Here is a 14,761-nt window from a genome sequence, read left to right on the forward strand (position 1 = left end):
GAATCAATGGACGAACAGTCTGGCATTTCAACAGGCACCTTACTGGGTGGCAGGTACCGCGTGGTGGAGCAACTCGGTTCGGGAGCAATGGCCCACGTCTACCGCGCTGCTGACGAAATCCTCGGCCGCGACGTCGCCGTAAAGGTGGTCATCAAGTCAGCGTTTACCGGGGCAGCTCGGGACGACGACGCGGAGGTGAAGGTTCTAGCACGCTTAAACCACCACAACCTGGTCACGCTCCTGGACGCTGGGGTGGACCGGACAGAACCAGGACCGCCCCGCGTCTACCTGGTGATGGAGCTCGTTGAGGGTCCCGACCTCAAGCACCGGCTCCAGGAAGGACCCCTTTCACCACGCCACACGGCGCAGATCGGCCACGACGTTGCGGACGCACTGAGCTACATCCACGAGAATGGTGTGGTCCATCGCGACGTCAAGCCCGGGAACATCCTGGTCTTCGATTACAGCCACTATGCCGCAAGGATGCGGGCCAAATTAACGGACTTCGGGATCGCGCTGATGTCGGACGCTCGCCAATATGACACCGGAGGAGTGCTGGGAACAGCGGCCTACCTCAGCCCGGAGCAGGCGAAGTCAGAGCCAACGGGACCACCCAGCGACGTCTATTCACTGGGCTTGGTGCTGATCGAGTGTCTCACGGGCGAGCCTGTCTTCCGCGGTGATCCCCTGCAGAGCGCCCTGGCCCGGCTGATCAATGACCCGGCCATCCCGGAATGGCTGGAACCGGAATGGCAGCAACTTCTGGCTGCCATGACGGCACGGGACCCGCAGGAGCGCCCATCAACCTACGAGGTTGCCCAGGCACTCGATCACCTGGCGGTCAACAGCAGGGGAAGACACAAGGTTGACGCCGCCATCATTCCCGCGAATGAAAATGCGCGGATGGACGCCGTCCACCGCTACAGGATTTTGGACACGCCGCCGAACGGCACCTTCGACAGGATCACGGCACTCGCAGCCAGGGTTTTCGACGTTCCTATTGCCATCGTCTCGGTGGTGGACCATGACCGTATCTGGTTTAAGTCCCACCACGGCATTAACGTCAATGAAATCGACCGAGATGCCGGACTATGTGCCTCGGCAATCCTGCAGGACGACGTCTGGGTGGTGGAGAGCGCCCCCGACGACCCTCGGGCTCTCACGAACCCACTTGTAGCCGGAGAATTCGGCCTGCGCTTCTACGCGGGGGCGCCGCTCACCACCCGGGACGGCTACAACCTGGGCACCTTATGCATCCTTGATTTCAAGCCCCGGGTCCTCACTCCGAAAGAGGCAGCAACGCTGCAGGATCTGGCCGCTGTTGTGATTAGTGACCTTGAGTTTCGTTTGGAAAGCCGGAGCGCAAGCTCCGCCCACTCCTCTTAGACCCCCACTTTGGTTCCCCCAGCGACCCAGCTTTTCCCCAGCTTTGCCGCGCAGGATGAGCGCGTCCGCAAACGCTTATTGGGGGGGGACATGTTCCTGAGTACCTGCACAAGACTTGCCCATATTAGCGCATCGTTCAGCTGTGATGAGTACCGGGGGCTGTCATGAGCCCTCTGAGCATGCACATCAACGAGGGATTTTTGCCCATGGTGGACGGTTCGCTCGTCTACCATCGGGGATTCGGCGACAGGCCCACCCGGATCAACGACCCTAAGCCGGCGCTGAAGATGGGCCCCCGGGTGTTCACGGCAGCCGGCCAAGTTGTCGCCAGCCGGATCTATCCGCTTAAGGCTCCGGTGCCGCCCTACGGAAGGCCGGCGCCTTTCAGCGGGGACCCGGCGCACGAGCGGCAGTTCCTGGCCAGACGCGCTTACTGGGCCAGTTACTTCCCGGAGCGGACGCTGATCGCCGAGACGGGAAGCACCATCAGCATCCTGCTGCAGAACAACCTGTCGCAGCCGCACGAGCTGCTCTTCCACAACGCCGGCCCGGCGGGGGCACACGTCAGGAGCGGGAAGATCGCCCCGGGCAGGACGAAACTTTTCGAGTTCCGTGCCCCGGCGCCCGGGACGTACCTGTTCTCCGATCCCGGCACCGAGCCGGTGGAGCGGACGCTGGGCCTGTACGGCGGGCTGGTGGTCATCGACCCGCGCAACGCCTGGCGGCTGGGCCAAAACGGACCGGAATTTGAACGCCAGTGGCTGTGGATGTGCCACGACGTAGCTCCGAACTGGGCGCGCATTGCGTCTCAGGGGCAGCCGGTCAACCCGCTCACTACTCCGGCCGTGCCGCGCTATTTCACGCTCAACGGATACTCGGGGTTTCAGGCGCTTGCCCTCACTCCGGATGAGGAGTTCAACAAGCATCGGGAGGAGGACACGCTTCCTTCGGGCCATCCAAGGGAAACTGACGTGCGCAATTTCAGCGCGTCCCCGGCGCGGGGCGCCGTCCGCACCGGCCAGCTCATGCGGATGCTCAACGCCGGCATCGTGGACCACCAGCTGCACTACCACGGGAACCACGTGTGGACGGTGCGGGCCAACGGCTTGGACTTTCCGCGAGCCAACGGCAGGGTCAGCCCCGCAGGTGACGTCATCCTTCAGCAGTGGGAGGACACCGTTCAGCTGCAGCCCGGTGAACGCAAGGAGGCCATGCTGCCGGTCCGGCGGCCGCCGGAAGTGGTGGACGAGGTGTGGAACGCGAGGGACGCTGACTGGAAATATCCCATGCACTGCCACGCCGAACCATCCCAGACGGCGGCGGGCGGCCTCTACCCCGGCGGGTTGATGTCCGACTGGGTACTCGCTGCCGGCCCGGTGCCCGAGCATGGCCTTCCCGGCACGGTGGAGGACGAAGCCCACCGCACGTTCCAAAGCCAGGTGGACTTCGCCTCCGACCAGCCGCACGAAGGCAGCCCCGAAACCGAGTTTCCGCTGCGGCCTGATGTCTCCGTGGAGATGGATTTCTTCAACAGGAAACTCGAGTTCCCCGACGGCTCCGAGCACGAGGTGTGGAGTTTCGAGGACGAAAAGTCAGGCCGCCAGCTCCCCGGGCCGCTCGTGCGCATAACGGAAGGCGACATCTTCCACGCCACCATCAAGTCCAGCAAGCGGGTGCATACCATCCATTGGCACGGGCTTGAGCCCGATCCCCGCAATGACGGCGTCGGCCACACCTCCTTTGAGGTGACAGGGCACTACACCTACCAGTGGCGGCCCGAAGTGGCCGAACGGGGCAACCCAAACCGCGGCTCAGCGGGCACTTACTTCTACCACTGCCACGTCAACACTCCCCTCCACGTCCAGATGGGCATGTTCGGGGCGGTGATCGTCGATCCCCCTGCGGATCCGGCAAACCCGCCGGGAACACGCCGTCACTCATCGGAAGGCCCGCTGTACGACATTGCCACCGAAGCCATGATCGCACCGTTCTCAATCGATCCGCGCTGGCATGAACTGAACCACGCCGCGGGACTGTCCGGTGAGGACGTGGGCCTTAACCGCTTCGAACCTAAGCATTTCTTCCTGCTCGGAGGCGTCATTCCGGCCAGACCAGGGGGAGACCGGGTGTGGACGATCTCGGCCATGAAAGCCAACGTCGTCAGGCCAGGTACATTTCCCACGCTGGTGCGGCACGTGAACGTGGATTATTTCCCCACGCTTACCAGGTTCATGGACGCAGCCGGCAAGCCCGCACGGATCGCTGAACTGATTGCGCATGACGGCCGGCCCTTCTGGAACACGCCCAGCCCCACGGGCCCGGCCGTTCAGCCATCGCTGGTAGGACAGCCATTGCTGACCAGCATCATCAAGTCTGGTGCGGCCGAAAAGTTCGACCTGCTGCTGCGTCCCCCGGCGCCCGGAAAGTACACGATCGCCGTCGACTTCCTGCACTGGATCACCGGCAGGGTCCTCGCGACGCGGACTGTCACCGTAACTGCCGCCTGATCGTCTCCGCTCCCTGGGGACGGTCCCCCTAAGCTCGACGGCGGGAGGGCTGCCAGCGTCGCCGGCCGCCCGCCGTCGGGGTTCTTCCGATGCTGTCCCAGCTGGTCCTGGCGCATGCTGGGACAGGGCCCCGTCTGTCCGTTCGCGCTTGTCTTGTAGGCCGGGGAATCTGTTGCAACGGGCCGCTGACCGCGCCGCCACTGGCTGCTAGTCTGGCGGCATGGACGCAATCATGGTTCGGCCCAGGCAGGGAAAGATGATCGCCGGAGTCTGCGCAGCGCTCGCCGCGCGCTTCGGAATTTCCAAGGCTCTTGTCCGCATCGGCTTCGTGCTTTTCGGCCTGTTTGGTGTGGGCGAGCTCGCCTACATAGCGTTGTGGATCATCATTCCCAAGGAGAAGTAGCGGCCGCCTACTCCGAAGACTGCTTACGACGGCGGCCCTGCGGCTTTCGCCCGACAGTGACCGCCGGCTCCTTCCAGATCTCTTCAAACCTGCCCATTTTCCGCATCCGGGCGATGGCCAGCACAATCTTGGAACAGGCCACAGCGTTGGCACCCGGCTCCGTCTGCGCGACCGGCGGCAGCTTCAGGGCCGCAAGGGTGTGCGTGAGGCTCCGCCTCGGCAGGTGGAGCTCGTTCTGCGCCAACTCAAGCGCGCAGTAAAAGTTCTGGGCCGGCAGGTCCAGGTTCAGGCGGCCGCTCGCCTTCAGCAGCACCTCGGCGTTGTAGGCGGCGTTATAGGCCACCAGCGGATCCTCACAGGTGAAGTGCAGGATCCCCTCGATGGACATCTCCCAGTCGGCGGCACTGGCGACGTCCTCGGCGCGGATCCCGTGGACCTCTGTGTTGACAGGATCAAAGTGCCCTAGGCCCGGCGGTGGTTTGATCAGCCACGAGGTTTTGTCCACGAGGCGGCCGTCCTGCACCTTCGCCAAGCCCACGCCGCACACGGATGCGCTGTCACTGTTCGCCGTCGCTAAGTCGATGGCGGTAAAACTGATTCCCGGCACTGCTTGCCTCCCCCTGGCATTGAATGGAAAGTCAGGCCATTACTTGATCTTTCCACTACAAGAACATCTTCGCAGGTCCGGTGCAGGATTTCTTTCCGGGCGCAATTATGAACGGGGCAGGTGGGCGGCGCGGGTTGCCGGCCACCCGCCGGTTGAGCCAGTCTCAGCTCCAGACCCCGCGTCAGGCTTCCGGGTGCAGGGCTTTGCTCCAAAGCACGGCGCCGTTGGCGTTGCGGAGGCTGACCGTGAAGACGTCGTCCTCGTCGAGGGCCACATGGCCGAAGAACTGGCTGTCACCCGTGCGCGGGGACTGATTGGCGTAGGCGCCGGCCTTGTAGAAGGCGACCTCAGGGCCGAATGTGCCGTCCATCTGGCTGGGCCCGAACGTGCCGGCGTTAATGGGGCCGGCCACAAACTCCCAGAAGGGGTCGAAGTCTGTGAAGGCGGCACGCTCGGGCGAGTAGTGGTGAGCCGCGCAGTAGTGGACGTCCGCGGTCAGCCAGACCACGTTCTTCACCTTGCTGCGCTTGAACGCCGAGAGCACGCCGGCAATCTCAAGCTCTTTGCCCAAGGGGGCACCGGCGTTGCGGTTGGCGAGGGATTCCTGGTTGACCGGGCCATCCGGCACGATGATGCCGAGCGGGAGGTCTGCAGAGATCACCTTCCAGGTCGCCTTGGACCTCGTGACTTCGTTGATCAGCCAGCATGCCTGCTCCTCGCCGAGGATGTGGGTGAGGCTGGTTTCCCTGCCGTCTGTGTTCGGGTCCTTGAACGTGCGCATGTCCAGGCAGAAGATCTCCAGCTGCGGGCCGCGGGATATCTTGCGGTAGATGCGGGCGGGTTCGAAGCCGGTGCTGCCGTCGCTGAGGCCCCTGCTCGGCCCCGCTATGGGCTGGTACTCCTGCCAGGCCTGACGGCCGCGGGCTGCCAGGACGTCCACCCGGCGTTCAGTGTAGCGGGGGTCGGTGAGGATTTCGCCGGGGTACCAGTTGTTGGTCGTTTCGTGGTCGTCCCACTGGGCGATGACCGGAACCTCGGCGTACATGGCGCGGACGTTGCGGTCCATCAGGTTGTAGCGGTGCCGGCCGCGGAAGTCGTTGAGGGTTTCGGCCACCTTGGAGACTTCCTCGGTGACGAGGTTCCGCCAGATCTGCCCCTCAGGTTCGGTGACCTGCGCGGCGATGGGACCGTCGGCGTAGATGGTGTCGCCGGAGTGGATGAAGAAGTCCGGGCGGGTGGCGTGCATGGCCGCATAGCCGCGCATGCCGCCGATGTCCTCATTAATGCCCCAGCCCTGGCCGGCCGTGTCGCCGGACCAGACGAAGCTCTGGCGGCGGGAGGACCGGGCGCTGCGGAGAGTCCCGGTTCCGGGTGCCGTGGCGAAGGAGCCTTGGGCGGTTTCGCCCGCGTTGCCCTCGGTGTCCTCGAAGTGCATGGTCAGGGCAAACCGTGTGCCGGCCGGGAGGTGGGCGGCGTTGATCTTGGAGGTGAAGTCGCTGGCCTCGGTGGCGGCGCTCCCCCGCAGTACACGCCGGAAGGCGCGTCCGCCGCGAAGCGGGGACCCGTCCTCGTCAACCGCCAGCAGGCTGGCCACCAGCCGGCCGGGTCCCGACGCCCGGGACCAGAGGACACCGGAATCCGCGGTCACGTCGCCCGTGGCAATGCCGGACGGAAGGGTCAGGCGGTTGCGGACCAGCGGGACAGCGGACGGGCTGGCGGCATGCGCGGGCACAAGAAGGGAAGGCGCGACGGCGGCAGCACCGGCGGCGGTGATGGCACCTTTGAGGACGTTTCGGCGGGTGAGAGCAGTCATGGGGCCACTCTCGACGGCGCGGGTGAACCGAAGGACACGGGGAGGTGAAGCTTAAGTGCCTTCCGAAACCAGCGGGTGGCCGGCAATGTGCCGGCCACCCGCCGTCGTGCGTTTGCTTGTTGCCCAAATCAGGGCGCACGTACCTCGTCCACGAAAGCTACCTGCGCAACGGCCTGCTGGTAGAGCTTGAGGGCCTCGTCCACGGCCAGGTTGCCGAAGTTCAGTGACAGCTGCAGGCCTTCCAGCTGGGCATTGGCGGTCTCGGCCGCGCTGACCTTTTCGCCCAGGGCGCGGGAGTTGGCGAAGTTCGTGGCAAGGGCGGCCGCGACGGAGAACATGACGGCGGCCAGGCACAGGAACCGCCACACAACCGAATCGTCCGCCAGCGAGAAGATTTCCCGCACCGCCTCGGTGAATCCGGTGCCGCCCACAGCAGGCCCGGCGGTGAGCATGGCCGCGAGCGCGCTGCCTACGATGCTGATGTTGGAAAGCTTGTTCCGGCGCGGCCGCTCCCGTCCCAAGTAGGAACGGATCGTCTGCTGCTTTTGGTCAATGCGCTCAGACAGCCGTTGGCGCGTGTCCGCGGAGTCGTCCATAGTCTGCTACAGCCCTTCTCCCCCGTCGACATTTTGCGTTTAGGATCCCACTGCCCTGATTTCCGGTCCAGAGCCGAGAGGTTTGCGCCGCGCTCAGAAGGCGGACAAAGTTGTCTCCCTGTCCGGCGCGGGGAGGGTTGTGTACGTTATTGCCACGGGCTGCAATGGCGCAGGCCGTAGGGCTGGGGCACGGGACGAGAGGCGACGGGTATGGCGAAAACATCTGGTGTGGCATCACGGCTGGCCAAGGCGCTGGCCATTGTCCTGCGGGCTGAGGAGGTTCCTGTCCGGCTGCGGGCGTGGGACGGGTCGGAAGCGGGTCCGGCAGATGCACCGGTCATCGAGTTCAAATCGAGGCGGGCGCTGCGGCGGATGTTGTGGGCGCCCGGGCAGCTGGGCTTGAGCCGGGCGTACGTGGCTGGCGAGATCGAGGCACACGGAGACATCTTCGCGGCCTTCACGGCGCTGAGCTCCGCCGGGAAGTTCACCGAGCCCGGAGCCTTCAGCAAGCCGACGCCGCGGGAGCTGGCGACGCTGCTCGCCACCGCGGTCAGGCTCGGTGCGGTGGGACCGAATCCGGCGCCGCCGCCGGAGGAAGCGCGGGTCGAAAAGCACGGACGCAGGCATTCCAAGCAGCGTGACGCTGCGGCGATCTCCCACCATTACGACGTCGGCAACGACTTCTACCGCCTCGTGCTCGGCCCCTCCATGGTGTACTCCTGCGCCGTCTTCGACAGCCACGACACGAGCCTGGAGGAAGCGCAGGAAGCCAAACTGGATCTGGTCTGCCGCAAGCTGGGGCTGCAGCCGGGCATGCGGGTGCTGGACGTCGGCTGTGGCTGGGGAAGCTTCGTCCTGCACGCCGCTGAGCGCTACGGGGTGAATGTTGTCGGAATCACGCTGTCCACCGAACAGGCGGAGTTCGTCCGCAAACGGGTGGCCGAGGCCGGACTGACGGAGCGGGTGGACATCCGCGTCCAGGACTACCGCGATGTCGAGGACGGCCCCTTCGACGCGATCAGCTCCATCGGTATGTCCGAGCACGTGGGCAGGGCACAGCTCCCCGACTATGTGGAGCAGCTGCACAACCTGCTCCGCCCGGGGGGCCGGCTGCTCAACCACGCCATCTCATGGAACGCCGGGCCCACGGAGGACGACCCGGATTCCTTCATCCCCCGTTATGTCTTCCCCGACGGCGAGATGCTGAGCCTTTCGGAGATGGTGGTGGCGCTGGAGGCCGGCGGCTTCGAGGTGCTCGATGTCGAAGCGCTCCGCCGGCACTACGCCCTGACCCTCCGTGCCTGGGTGCGGAATCTGGAGGAGCACTGGGACGAGGCGGTGCGGCTGACGTCTCCCGGCCGCGCCCGTGTTTGGCGGCTGTATATGGCGTCCAGCGCGTTGGGGTTCGAAAATGGGCTGACCGGGGTCAACCAAGTGCTGCTCCAAAAGCCCGGAGGTGGTGAGCCGCCGCTGCGCCTGCGGCAGTGGACCGCTGGTTGAGCTCATCGGACCCCGGCCGGTTAAGCCCGCCGCCACCAAGAACAGACTCAAGAGGAGAATCCCATGGCCAACATCCTGATGGTCGTATCAGCCGCCGACAAGCTCACCATGAAGGACGGCAGCGAGCACCCCACCGGGTACTGGGCCGAGGAGCTGGTGGTGGCACACCGCGCCCTGCTCCAGGCAGGACACACGGTGGACTTCGCCACTCCCGGCGGCGTGAAACCGACAGTGGACAAGGCCAGCCTGCAGGCTGAGGCGGTCGGCAGCGAGGAACGGGCGGAAGACTTCCGCATGTATCTGGACATGATCGACGTCGACCTTTTCGCGCCGCTGGTGCTGGCCGATGTCGACACCTCCGCCTATGACGCCGTGGTGCTGCCCGGCGGGCACGGCCCCATGGCCGACCTGTACAAGGACAAGGACTTGGGCCGGATCCTCGTGGAGATGAACGACGCAGGCAAGATCATCGCCCCGTTCTGCCACGGCCCCGCGGGCCTGCTCAGCGCCACGTCCGACGACGGCAGGTTTGCCTTCGCGGGCCGCCGTCTCACCGTTTTCGCCAACTCGGAGGAATTGGGCGGCGGCACCGGCGAGAACACGCCCTGGCTGGTGGAAAACAGGCTGCGCGAGAAGGGCGCCAACGTGGAGACCGGCGCGGACTGGTCCAGCTTTGTGGTGCGCGACGGAAACCTGATCAGCGGCCAGAACCCCCAATCCAGCGAGGACGTCGCCAAGGAGGTCATCGAAGCCCTCGCCACTGGTTGAGGCTGCCGAAACCCGAAGGGGAGAGGCTTACTCCCCCATGCCGGGATGCACCGGGACGAAGTCGATCCTGTTGCCCGAACCAGTCTTCTTTTTCGGCGCCCGGGAGAATCCCTTGGCATCGAGATGGTTCTGGGCGCGGTATTCGGCCAGCGCGTCATCGTAGGCCTTGTTGAGCCGGCGCCCGGAGATCTCCTCTTCGGTGCCGTCGGCAAAGGTGACGGAGACTCGGACGCTTTCGGGATAGTGCCGGCTCATCCGAATAAAGCCTTCGGCATCCTGCTGGAGCTTGATCATGGGATCCACCTTCCTGGTTGTGGCTTCCAGTGTCCTCCACTTTCAAAACCAACGACGGCGGGAGGCTGGCAGATCTGCCAGCCTCCCGCCGTCGTATTCACCAGAAGCAGCTAACCCGCCAAACCGGCCAACCCGAAGATGGTGGCGGCGATGGTGAAGCCCATGACACCGATCAGGGTTTCCATGACGGTCCAGGTCTTCAACGTGGTCTTCACGTCCATGCCGAAGAAGCGGCCCACCAGCCAGAAGCCCGAGTCGTTGACGTGGGAGACCACCACGGAGCCGGCGGCCACGGCGATGACGAGCGCGGCGATCTGCATGCCGTTCAGCCCGGCAGCGGCAACACCGGGGGCGATGAGGCCTGCGGTGGTGGTGAGCGCCACGGTGGCCGAGCCCTGGGCGATGCGCAGGATGGCGGAGAGCAGGAAGCCCGCGAAGATGAGCGGGATGCCGATGCTGCCCAGCACGTCGGCCAGGGCGTCGCCGATGCCGGAGGTGCGCAGCACTCCGCCGAACATACCGCCGGCGCCGGTAATGAGGATGACGGAGCAGACCGGGCCGAGCGAGGATTCGAGCAACTTTTCCAGGGCGCCGTTATGGACGCCGCGGCGGGCACCAAGGACGAACATCGCGACGAGGACGGAGATGAGCAGGGCCACCGGGGTTTCACCGATGGTGCGCAAAACCTGGAACCACTGTTCGTCCCGGACGTTTTCCGGCAGCACGCCGGACGCGGCGAAGGTATTCAGCCCCGTATTCATGAAGATCAGGACCAGCGGCAGGAGCAGCAGACCAATGATGGTGCGGAACCGCGGCGGGTGGGACAGGGCTTCGGCGTCGGCGTGGCCGAGGAGTTCCGGAACGGGAAGCTGCAGCTTCCTGCCCGTCCACAGGCCGTACAGGTAGGCGGTCACGTACCAGGTGGGGATCGCCGTGATGAGGCCGGCGACGGTGACCAGGCCGATGTTCGCTTCAAAGAAGGCCGACGCCGAGACCGGGCCGGGGTGCGGCGGCAGGAAGATGTGCATCACGGAGAACGCGCCGGCAGCCGGGAGACCGTAGCGCAGCACTCCCCCGCCCAGGCGGTGTGCCACGGCGAAGACGACGGGGAGCATGACCACGAGGCCGGCGTCGAAGAAGATCGGGAAGCCGAAGATCAGGGAGGCAAGGCCCAGGGCAAGGGGGGCACGCTTTTCGCCGAAGATGCCGATCAGGTAGTCGGCCAGGACTTTGGCGCCGCCGCTGGTTTCCACGATGCGGCCGAGCATGGCGCCGAGGCCGACGAGCAGCGCCACGGTTCCGAGGGTCGTTCCGAAGCCGTTGATCAGCACCGGCACCACCTGGTTTGCGGGGATTCCGGTGGCGAAGGCGGTGGCAAGGCTGACCACGATCAGTGCCAGCAGTGCGTGCATCCGCAGCCTGATGATCAGGAACAGCAGGACGCCGATCGCTGCCGCCGCGATGAGCAGCAGGGGGCCTGCGCCCAGTGTTTGAGTCCATCCTTCGATGGTCATGGTTCTCCTTTGAAACAGGTTCTAGCGGTTGGGGAGTCGAAAAGAGTGCGGGGTCAGTGGGCCCGGTCTTAGCCGAAGGCGGTGCCCGGGTCTTACTCGGAGGCGGAATCGGTGCCCGAGGCGGGATCCGATCGGGCCGGCAGCGTGAGGGCGGCCAGGATTTCGGCGATGAGTTCCTGCGGGGAGCGGGAGATGTCCAGGCGCAGGCTTCCCGCGGCCAGTTCCTCCTCGGTCAGGGGTTCCAGGGTCGCGAGCTGGCTGGGCAGCAGTGTGGGCGGCATGAAGTGGCCCTCGCGCCCCTGCATCCGCTGGCTGATGAGGCCGGCTTCGCCGTGCAGGTGGATAAAGAGCACGCGGCCCTGGGCCTCGGACAGCAGCCGGCGGTAGGTCCGCTTGAGGGCGGAGCACGTGAGCACGGTGCTCTCGCCGGCGCGGGCCTTCCCGGTCATCCAGTCCTGGATCTGCTGCAACCACGGCCAGCGGTCCTCATCCTGCAGGGGAATGCCCTGGCTCATCTTGTCGATGTTGGACTGCGGGTGGAATTCGTCGGCTTCGGCCCAGGCCCAGCCAAGCTGATTGGACAGAGCTGCCGCAATTGTGGACTTGCCGGAACCGGCAACGCCCATCACCACCAGATGCGTGGCTGGGTACTGCATGTTTACCTCCGAAGAAGACGTCTTTGGCTTGGAGAAGAAGCTCGTTCAGCAGCCGATTCGAACTGCGTTGGAGATAAGGTATCACCTTTTCACCACACAGATACTATCTTTGCGTGTCACAGGTCATACCTTTGTGCCACTTTCGGCTAAGCTGGAAGAGCGCTTTTGGCGCGGACGGAAGGCAGGATCATGTCGACGGCGACAGTAGACCGCAAGGATGGCGCGAACGACGGCGGGTCCCCCGCCATGCACGAACGCGTATTGGACGCTGTGGGCACGGCTATCGCCGCAGGTGAACTGCCTCCGGGAAGCCGCCTGACCCTAGAGGGGCTGCAGCAGGAATACGGGGTGTCACGCACGGTTGCCCGGGACACCATGAAAGTGCTGGAGTCCATGAACCTGGTGTACTCGCGCCGGCGTGTAGGCATCGTGGTGCAGGAGCGAAACCTGTGGAACGTCTTTGATCCAAAGCTGGTGCGGTGGCGCCTCGCCTCAGACCGCCGGGAGCAGCAGTACAGCAGCCTTACGGAACTCCGCATCGCCGTCGAACCCATCGCGGCCGCAGGGGCCGCCCGCAGGGCAAGCGCCGCCGAGCGCAGCCAGCTCGTGGCGCTGGCCGCCGACCTCCGCCGACTGGGAGAAGCGGGCGAGCTTCAAGGGTTCCTCGAAGCCGACATCGCCTTCCACCGGCTGCTGCTGGCAAGCTGCGGCAACGAAATGTTCACCGCCCTTGAGGGGATGGTGGCGGAAGTCCTTACCAGCCGGACCCAGCAGGGACTCATGCCGTTCAAGCCGCGGCCGGAAGCCCTGGACGCCCACGAGGAGGTGGCAGCCGCGGTGGCCGGCGGGGACGCAACCGCCGCCGAGACCGCCATGCACCACATCCTGGACGAGGTCCGGAACGCGATGGGGCTGCACTGATAGCTGGTGGAGCCTGCCGATCCCGATGTGCCCCTGATCTCGGCAAGCGCGATCAGCGACTACTTCCAACTGACTCTGGCGCCATTTTCCCGAGAAGCGCATAATCTTAGGGCCGCTCCAATTTGCTCTGCTGTGCAACGGGCGGCCCTAGCACCGGTTGTGCCTCCTTTGGCCGCCGGCATCGTGGCGAAGGTGGGCCGGGCCGGCCTGCTGCTTCGTACCCTTACCGAAAAATAGCGGTCTCAGAGGGTTGGAAGAAATGTTGCATCGCACCAAAAAGGGACTCATGTCCATGCTTGTCGCCGGAGTCCTGACAACCGGACTCATGCCCGCCACCGCTGCCGCACACGGCGGTTGGGACGACGACGATGACGACCGGAAACTCACTTCCCAGCAGCGCAAACTGGTTAAGACGCTGAGGGACGTGACTGAGGAATACCGCTCGCTGGCCGAAGCGAAGGAGGACGGCTACAAGAAGGTCACCCCGTGCATCGAAAAGAAGGGTGTGGGGGCGATGGGGTTCCATTACGCCAAGAACTCCCTGATCGACGACAAGATCGACCCGCGCAAGCCGGAAATCCTGGTGTACATGCCCAACAAGCAGGGCAAGTACAAGCTGGTGGCTGTTGAGTTCCTGTCCACTGCCAAAAAGCGCCCGGTCATTGCGGGCGTGAAGTTTGACAACGGCCCGCTCCCGGGAACGTTCGCCCTGCACGCGTGGATCTGGCGCGATAATCCGGACGGCATGTTCGCGGCCTACAACCCCGCGCACCGCTGCCCCAAGTAGGGCGAACCACTGCTGCTTGAGCCTGCCTAAACGGGGCCGCCTTGATCTCGGCAGGCTTGGTCAGCGGTGAGGTTAAACAAAAGCAGGGCCCGTCTTTAGACGGGCCCTGCTTAGAAACCTTGCGGTCCCAGAGTATCTAGGAAATTAGATAGCCTGGATGTTGACGGCCTGGGGACCCTTGGGGCCCTGCTCGGTTTCGAAGGAAACCTTCTGGTTCTCTTCGAGGGAGCGGAAGCCGGAGGAGTTGATCGCGGAGTAGTGCGCGAACACGTCCTGGGAAGAGTCATCGGGGGAAATGAAGCCGAAGCCCTTTTCAGCGTTAAACCATTTGACGGTGCCAGTAGCCATTATTTTTGTCCTTCGTGAAGGTGGAGGAAAAGTCCCGACCTTCGGGTCCTCCGGCGTGAGATGTTCAAAACCGCTACTTCAGAAGAACGCGGACTTTCGACCGCGCGTACTGCCTGAACTACCAAATACAAACACAACAACGGTCTCTACTGTACACGAGTTCGTCCGGAAGGCCACACTGGCAGTCACGAGGCAGTTCCAGTGTCTCCCTGACCCGCTCCGAAGGAAGTGTTCACGATGCAGATGCCCAAGCCGTCCGAGGAGGACAAGCAACGGTTCCGCTCCGCCATGCCGCATCATCCGGACGTGGTGGTGAAGCCGATGTTCGGGAACCTCGGCGCCTTCGTGCACGGGAACATGTTCGCCGGACTGTTCGGCCCCACCATCGGCGTCCGGCTGTCCGATGCCGACCGTACCGAACTCGAGAGCTCGGAGCGGACCGTCCCCTTCGGGCCGGAGGAGCGGCCCATGGGCGGCTACGTCGGACTCCCGGAGGTATGGAACGAAGAGGGTGACGGCGACCAGACGCGGGCGAGGGCATGGGTGATGAAGGCCTATGACTATGTAGCCGGGCTGCCACCCAAGGAGCCGAAGGCACCCAAGGAACCACAGCCCTCCAAGCCGCGCACGTTAAAGAAGTAACCCGAGCCACACGCGTTTA

The 14,761-nt window shown here is 64.7% G+C and carries 15 protein-coding genes; 8 read left to right on the top strand and 7 right to left on the bottom strand.

What is annotated here, in order from left to right; all coding sequences use genetic code 11:
• Positions 1 to 6 precede the first annotated feature (6 nt).
• From M1E01_RS14375 to M1E01_RS14385, 3 genes are all read left to right on the top strand, one after another.
• Positions 7 to 1,386 (top strand): GAF domain-containing serine/threonine-protein kinase, encoded by a 1,380-nt coding sequence (locus M1E01_RS14375; RefSeq protein WP_457972238.1) that lies wholly within the window; start codon positions 7 to 9, stop codon positions 1,384 to 1,386.
• 164 nt (positions 1,387 to 1,550) lie between these two features.
• On the top strand, positions 1,551 to 3,893 hold the full coding sequence (locus tag M1E01_RS14380; protein ID WP_457972239.1) for a multicopper oxidase domain-containing protein: 2,343 nt from the start codon (positions 1,551 to 1,553) through the stop codon (positions 3,891 to 3,893).
• Between the two features lie 220 nt (positions 3,894 to 4,113).
• The gene (locus tag M1E01_RS14385) at positions 4,114 to 4,296 is read left to right on the top strand and encodes a PspC domain-containing protein (protein WP_400481117.1); all 183 of its coding nucleotides are present in this window, start codon (positions 4,114 to 4,116) and stop codon (positions 4,294 to 4,296) included.
• A gap of 7 nt (positions 4,297 to 4,303) precedes the next feature.
• On the opposite strand, the gene M1E01_RS14390 is transcribed toward M1E01_RS14385, so the two are convergent.
• The 3 genes from M1E01_RS14390 to M1E01_RS14400 all read right to left on the bottom strand — a co-directional run bounded on the left by M1E01_RS14390 (position 4,304) and on the right by M1E01_RS14400 (position 7,312).
• A complete protein-coding gene (locus M1E01_RS14390) occupies positions 4,304 to 4,903 on the bottom strand; it encodes a hypothetical protein (RefSeq protein WP_457972240.1) in 600 nt (199 codons plus the stop codon).
• 181 nt (positions 4,904 to 5,084) lie between these two features.
• Positions 5,085 to 6,716: an alkaline phosphatase D family protein gene (locus tag M1E01_RS14395; protein ID WP_457972241.1), complete on the bottom strand. Its 1,632-nt coding sequence runs from the start codon at positions 6,714 to 6,716 to the stop codon at positions 5,085 to 5,087.
• A gap of 128 nt (positions 6,717 to 6,844) precedes the next feature.
• The gene (locus M1E01_RS14400; protein ID WP_457972242.1) at positions 6,845 to 7,312 is read right to left on the bottom strand and encodes a hypothetical protein; all 468 of its coding nucleotides are present in this window, start codon (positions 7,310 to 7,312) and stop codon (positions 6,845 to 6,847) included.
• 210 nt (positions 7,313 to 7,522) lie between these two features.
• Here M1E01_RS14400 and M1E01_RS14405 point away from each other — a divergent pair, with 210 nt between their 5' ends.
• Entirely contained in the window at positions 7,523 to 8,812 is a 1,290-nt protein-coding gene (locus M1E01_RS14405) for a class I SAM-dependent methyltransferase (RefSeq protein WP_457972243.1), read from the top strand.
• 63 nt (positions 8,813 to 8,875) lie between these two features.
• Entirely contained in the window at positions 8,876 to 9,580 is a 705-nt protein-coding gene (locus M1E01_RS14410; protein ID WP_457972244.1) for a type 1 glutamine amidotransferase domain-containing protein, read from the top strand.
• Between the two features lie 27 nt (positions 9,581 to 9,607).
• Here the strand turns inward: M1E01_RS14410 and M1E01_RS14415 are convergent, their stop codons facing one another.
• The 3 genes from M1E01_RS14415 to M1E01_RS14425 all read right to left on the bottom strand — a co-directional run bounded on the left by M1E01_RS14415 (position 9,608) and on the right by M1E01_RS14425 (position 12,044).
• Positions 9,608 to 9,874, bottom strand: a complete 267-nt coding sequence (locus tag M1E01_RS14415; RefSeq protein WP_457972246.1) for a hypothetical protein — start codon at positions 9,872 to 9,874, stop codon at positions 9,608 to 9,610.
• 110 nt (positions 9,875 to 9,984) lie between these two features.
• Positions 9,985 to 11,388 carry a GntP family permease gene (locus M1E01_RS14420; RefSeq protein WP_457972247.1) on the bottom strand — a complete coding sequence of 468 codons (1,404 nt, stop codon included), beginning with the start codon at positions 11,386 to 11,388 and terminating at the stop codon, positions 9,985 to 9,987.
• 92 nt (positions 11,389 to 11,480) lie between these two features.
• Complete coding sequence (locus M1E01_RS14425) at positions 11,481 to 12,044, bottom strand: gluconokinase (RefSeq protein WP_457972248.1); 564 nt, start codon at positions 12,042 to 12,044, stop codon at positions 11,481 to 11,483.
• 189 nt (positions 12,045 to 12,233) lie between these two features.
• On the opposite strand from M1E01_RS14425, the gene M1E01_RS14430 reads away from it, so the two are divergent.
• On the top strand, positions 12,234 to 12,965 hold the full coding sequence (locus M1E01_RS14430) for a FadR/GntR family transcriptional regulator (protein WP_457972249.1): 732 nt from the start codon (positions 12,234 to 12,236) through the stop codon (positions 12,963 to 12,965).
• A 286-nt stretch (positions 12,966 to 13,251) separates the two neighbouring features.
• Positions 13,252 to 13,752 carry a hypothetical protein gene (locus M1E01_RS14435; protein WP_457972250.1) on the top strand — a complete coding sequence of 167 codons (501 nt, stop codon included), beginning with the start codon at positions 13,252 to 13,254 and terminating at the stop codon, positions 13,750 to 13,752.
• A gap of 144 nt (positions 13,753 to 13,896) precedes the next feature.
• On the opposite strand, the gene M1E01_RS14440 is transcribed toward M1E01_RS14435, so the two are convergent.
• Positions 13,897 to 14,100, bottom strand: coding sequence for a cold-shock protein (locus M1E01_RS14440; RefSeq protein WP_003806113.1), 204 nt, complete (start codon positions 14,098 to 14,100; stop codon positions 13,897 to 13,899).
• A 237-nt stretch (positions 14,101 to 14,337) separates the two neighbouring features.
• Between M1E01_RS14440 and M1E01_RS14445 the strand changes: the two genes are divergently transcribed.
• Entirely contained in the window at positions 14,338 to 14,742 is a 405-nt protein-coding gene (locus tag M1E01_RS14445; protein ID WP_457972251.1) for a TfoX/Sxy family protein, read from the top strand.
• Positions 14,743 to 14,761: the final 19 nt, after the last annotated feature.

The organism is Arthrobacter sp. D1-17 (assembly GCF_054130535.1).

What these genes read in the sequence shown, in the direction of transcription:
- M1E01_RS14375 (WP_457972238.1), top strand. Translation starts at nt 7, where the DNA reads ATGGACGAACAGTCTGGCATTTCAACAGGCACCTTACTGGGTGGCAGG.
- M1E01_RS14380 (WP_457972239.1), top strand. Translation starts at nt 1,551, where the DNA reads ATGAGCCCTCTGAGCATGCACATCAACGAGGGATTTTTGCCCATGGTG.
- M1E01_RS14385 (WP_400481117.1), top strand. Translation starts at nt 4,114, where the DNA reads ATGGACGCAATCATGGTTCGGCCCAGGCAGGGAAAGATGATCGCCGGA.
- M1E01_RS14395 (WP_457972241.1), bottom strand. Translation starts at nt 6,716, where the DNA reads ATGACTGCTCTCACCCGCCGAAACGTCCTCAAAGGTGCCATCACCGCC.
- M1E01_RS14400 (WP_457972242.1), bottom strand. Translation starts at nt 7,312, where the DNA reads ATGGACGACTCCGCGGACACGCGCCAACGGCTGTCTGAGCGCATTGAC.
- M1E01_RS14405 (WP_457972243.1), top strand. Translation starts at nt 7,523, where the DNA reads ATGGCGAAAACATCTGGTGTGGCATCACGGCTGGCCAAGGCGCTGGCC.
- M1E01_RS14410 (WP_457972244.1), top strand. Translation starts at nt 8,876, where the DNA reads ATGGCCAACATCCTGATGGTCGTATCAGCCGCCGACAAGCTCACCATG.
- M1E01_RS14415 (WP_457972246.1), bottom strand. Translation starts at nt 9,874, where the DNA reads ATGATCAAGCTCCAGCAGGATGCCGAAGGCTTTATTCGGATGAGCCGG.
- M1E01_RS14420 (WP_457972247.1), bottom strand. Translation starts at nt 11,388, where the DNA reads ATGACCATCGAAGGATGGACTCAAACACTGGGCGCAGGCCCCCTGCTG.
- M1E01_RS14425 (WP_457972248.1), bottom strand. Translation starts at nt 12,044, where the DNA reads ATGCAGTACCCAGCCACGCATCTGGTGGTGATGGGCGTTGCCGGTTCC.
- M1E01_RS14430 (WP_457972249.1), top strand. Translation starts at nt 12,234, where the DNA reads ATGTCGACGGCGACAGTAGACCGCAAGGATGGCGCGAACGACGGCGGG.
- M1E01_RS14435 (WP_457972250.1), top strand. Translation starts at nt 13,252, where the DNA reads ATGTCCATGCTTGTCGCCGGAGTCCTGACAACCGGACTCATGCCCGCC.
- M1E01_RS14440 (WP_003806113.1), bottom strand. Translation starts at nt 14,100, where the DNA reads ATGGCTACTGGCACCGTCAAATGGTTTAACGCTGAAAAGGGCTTCGGC.
- M1E01_RS14445 (WP_457972251.1), top strand. Translation starts at nt 14,338, where the DNA reads ATGCAGATGCCCAAGCCGTCCGAGGAGGACAAGCAACGGTTCCGCTCC.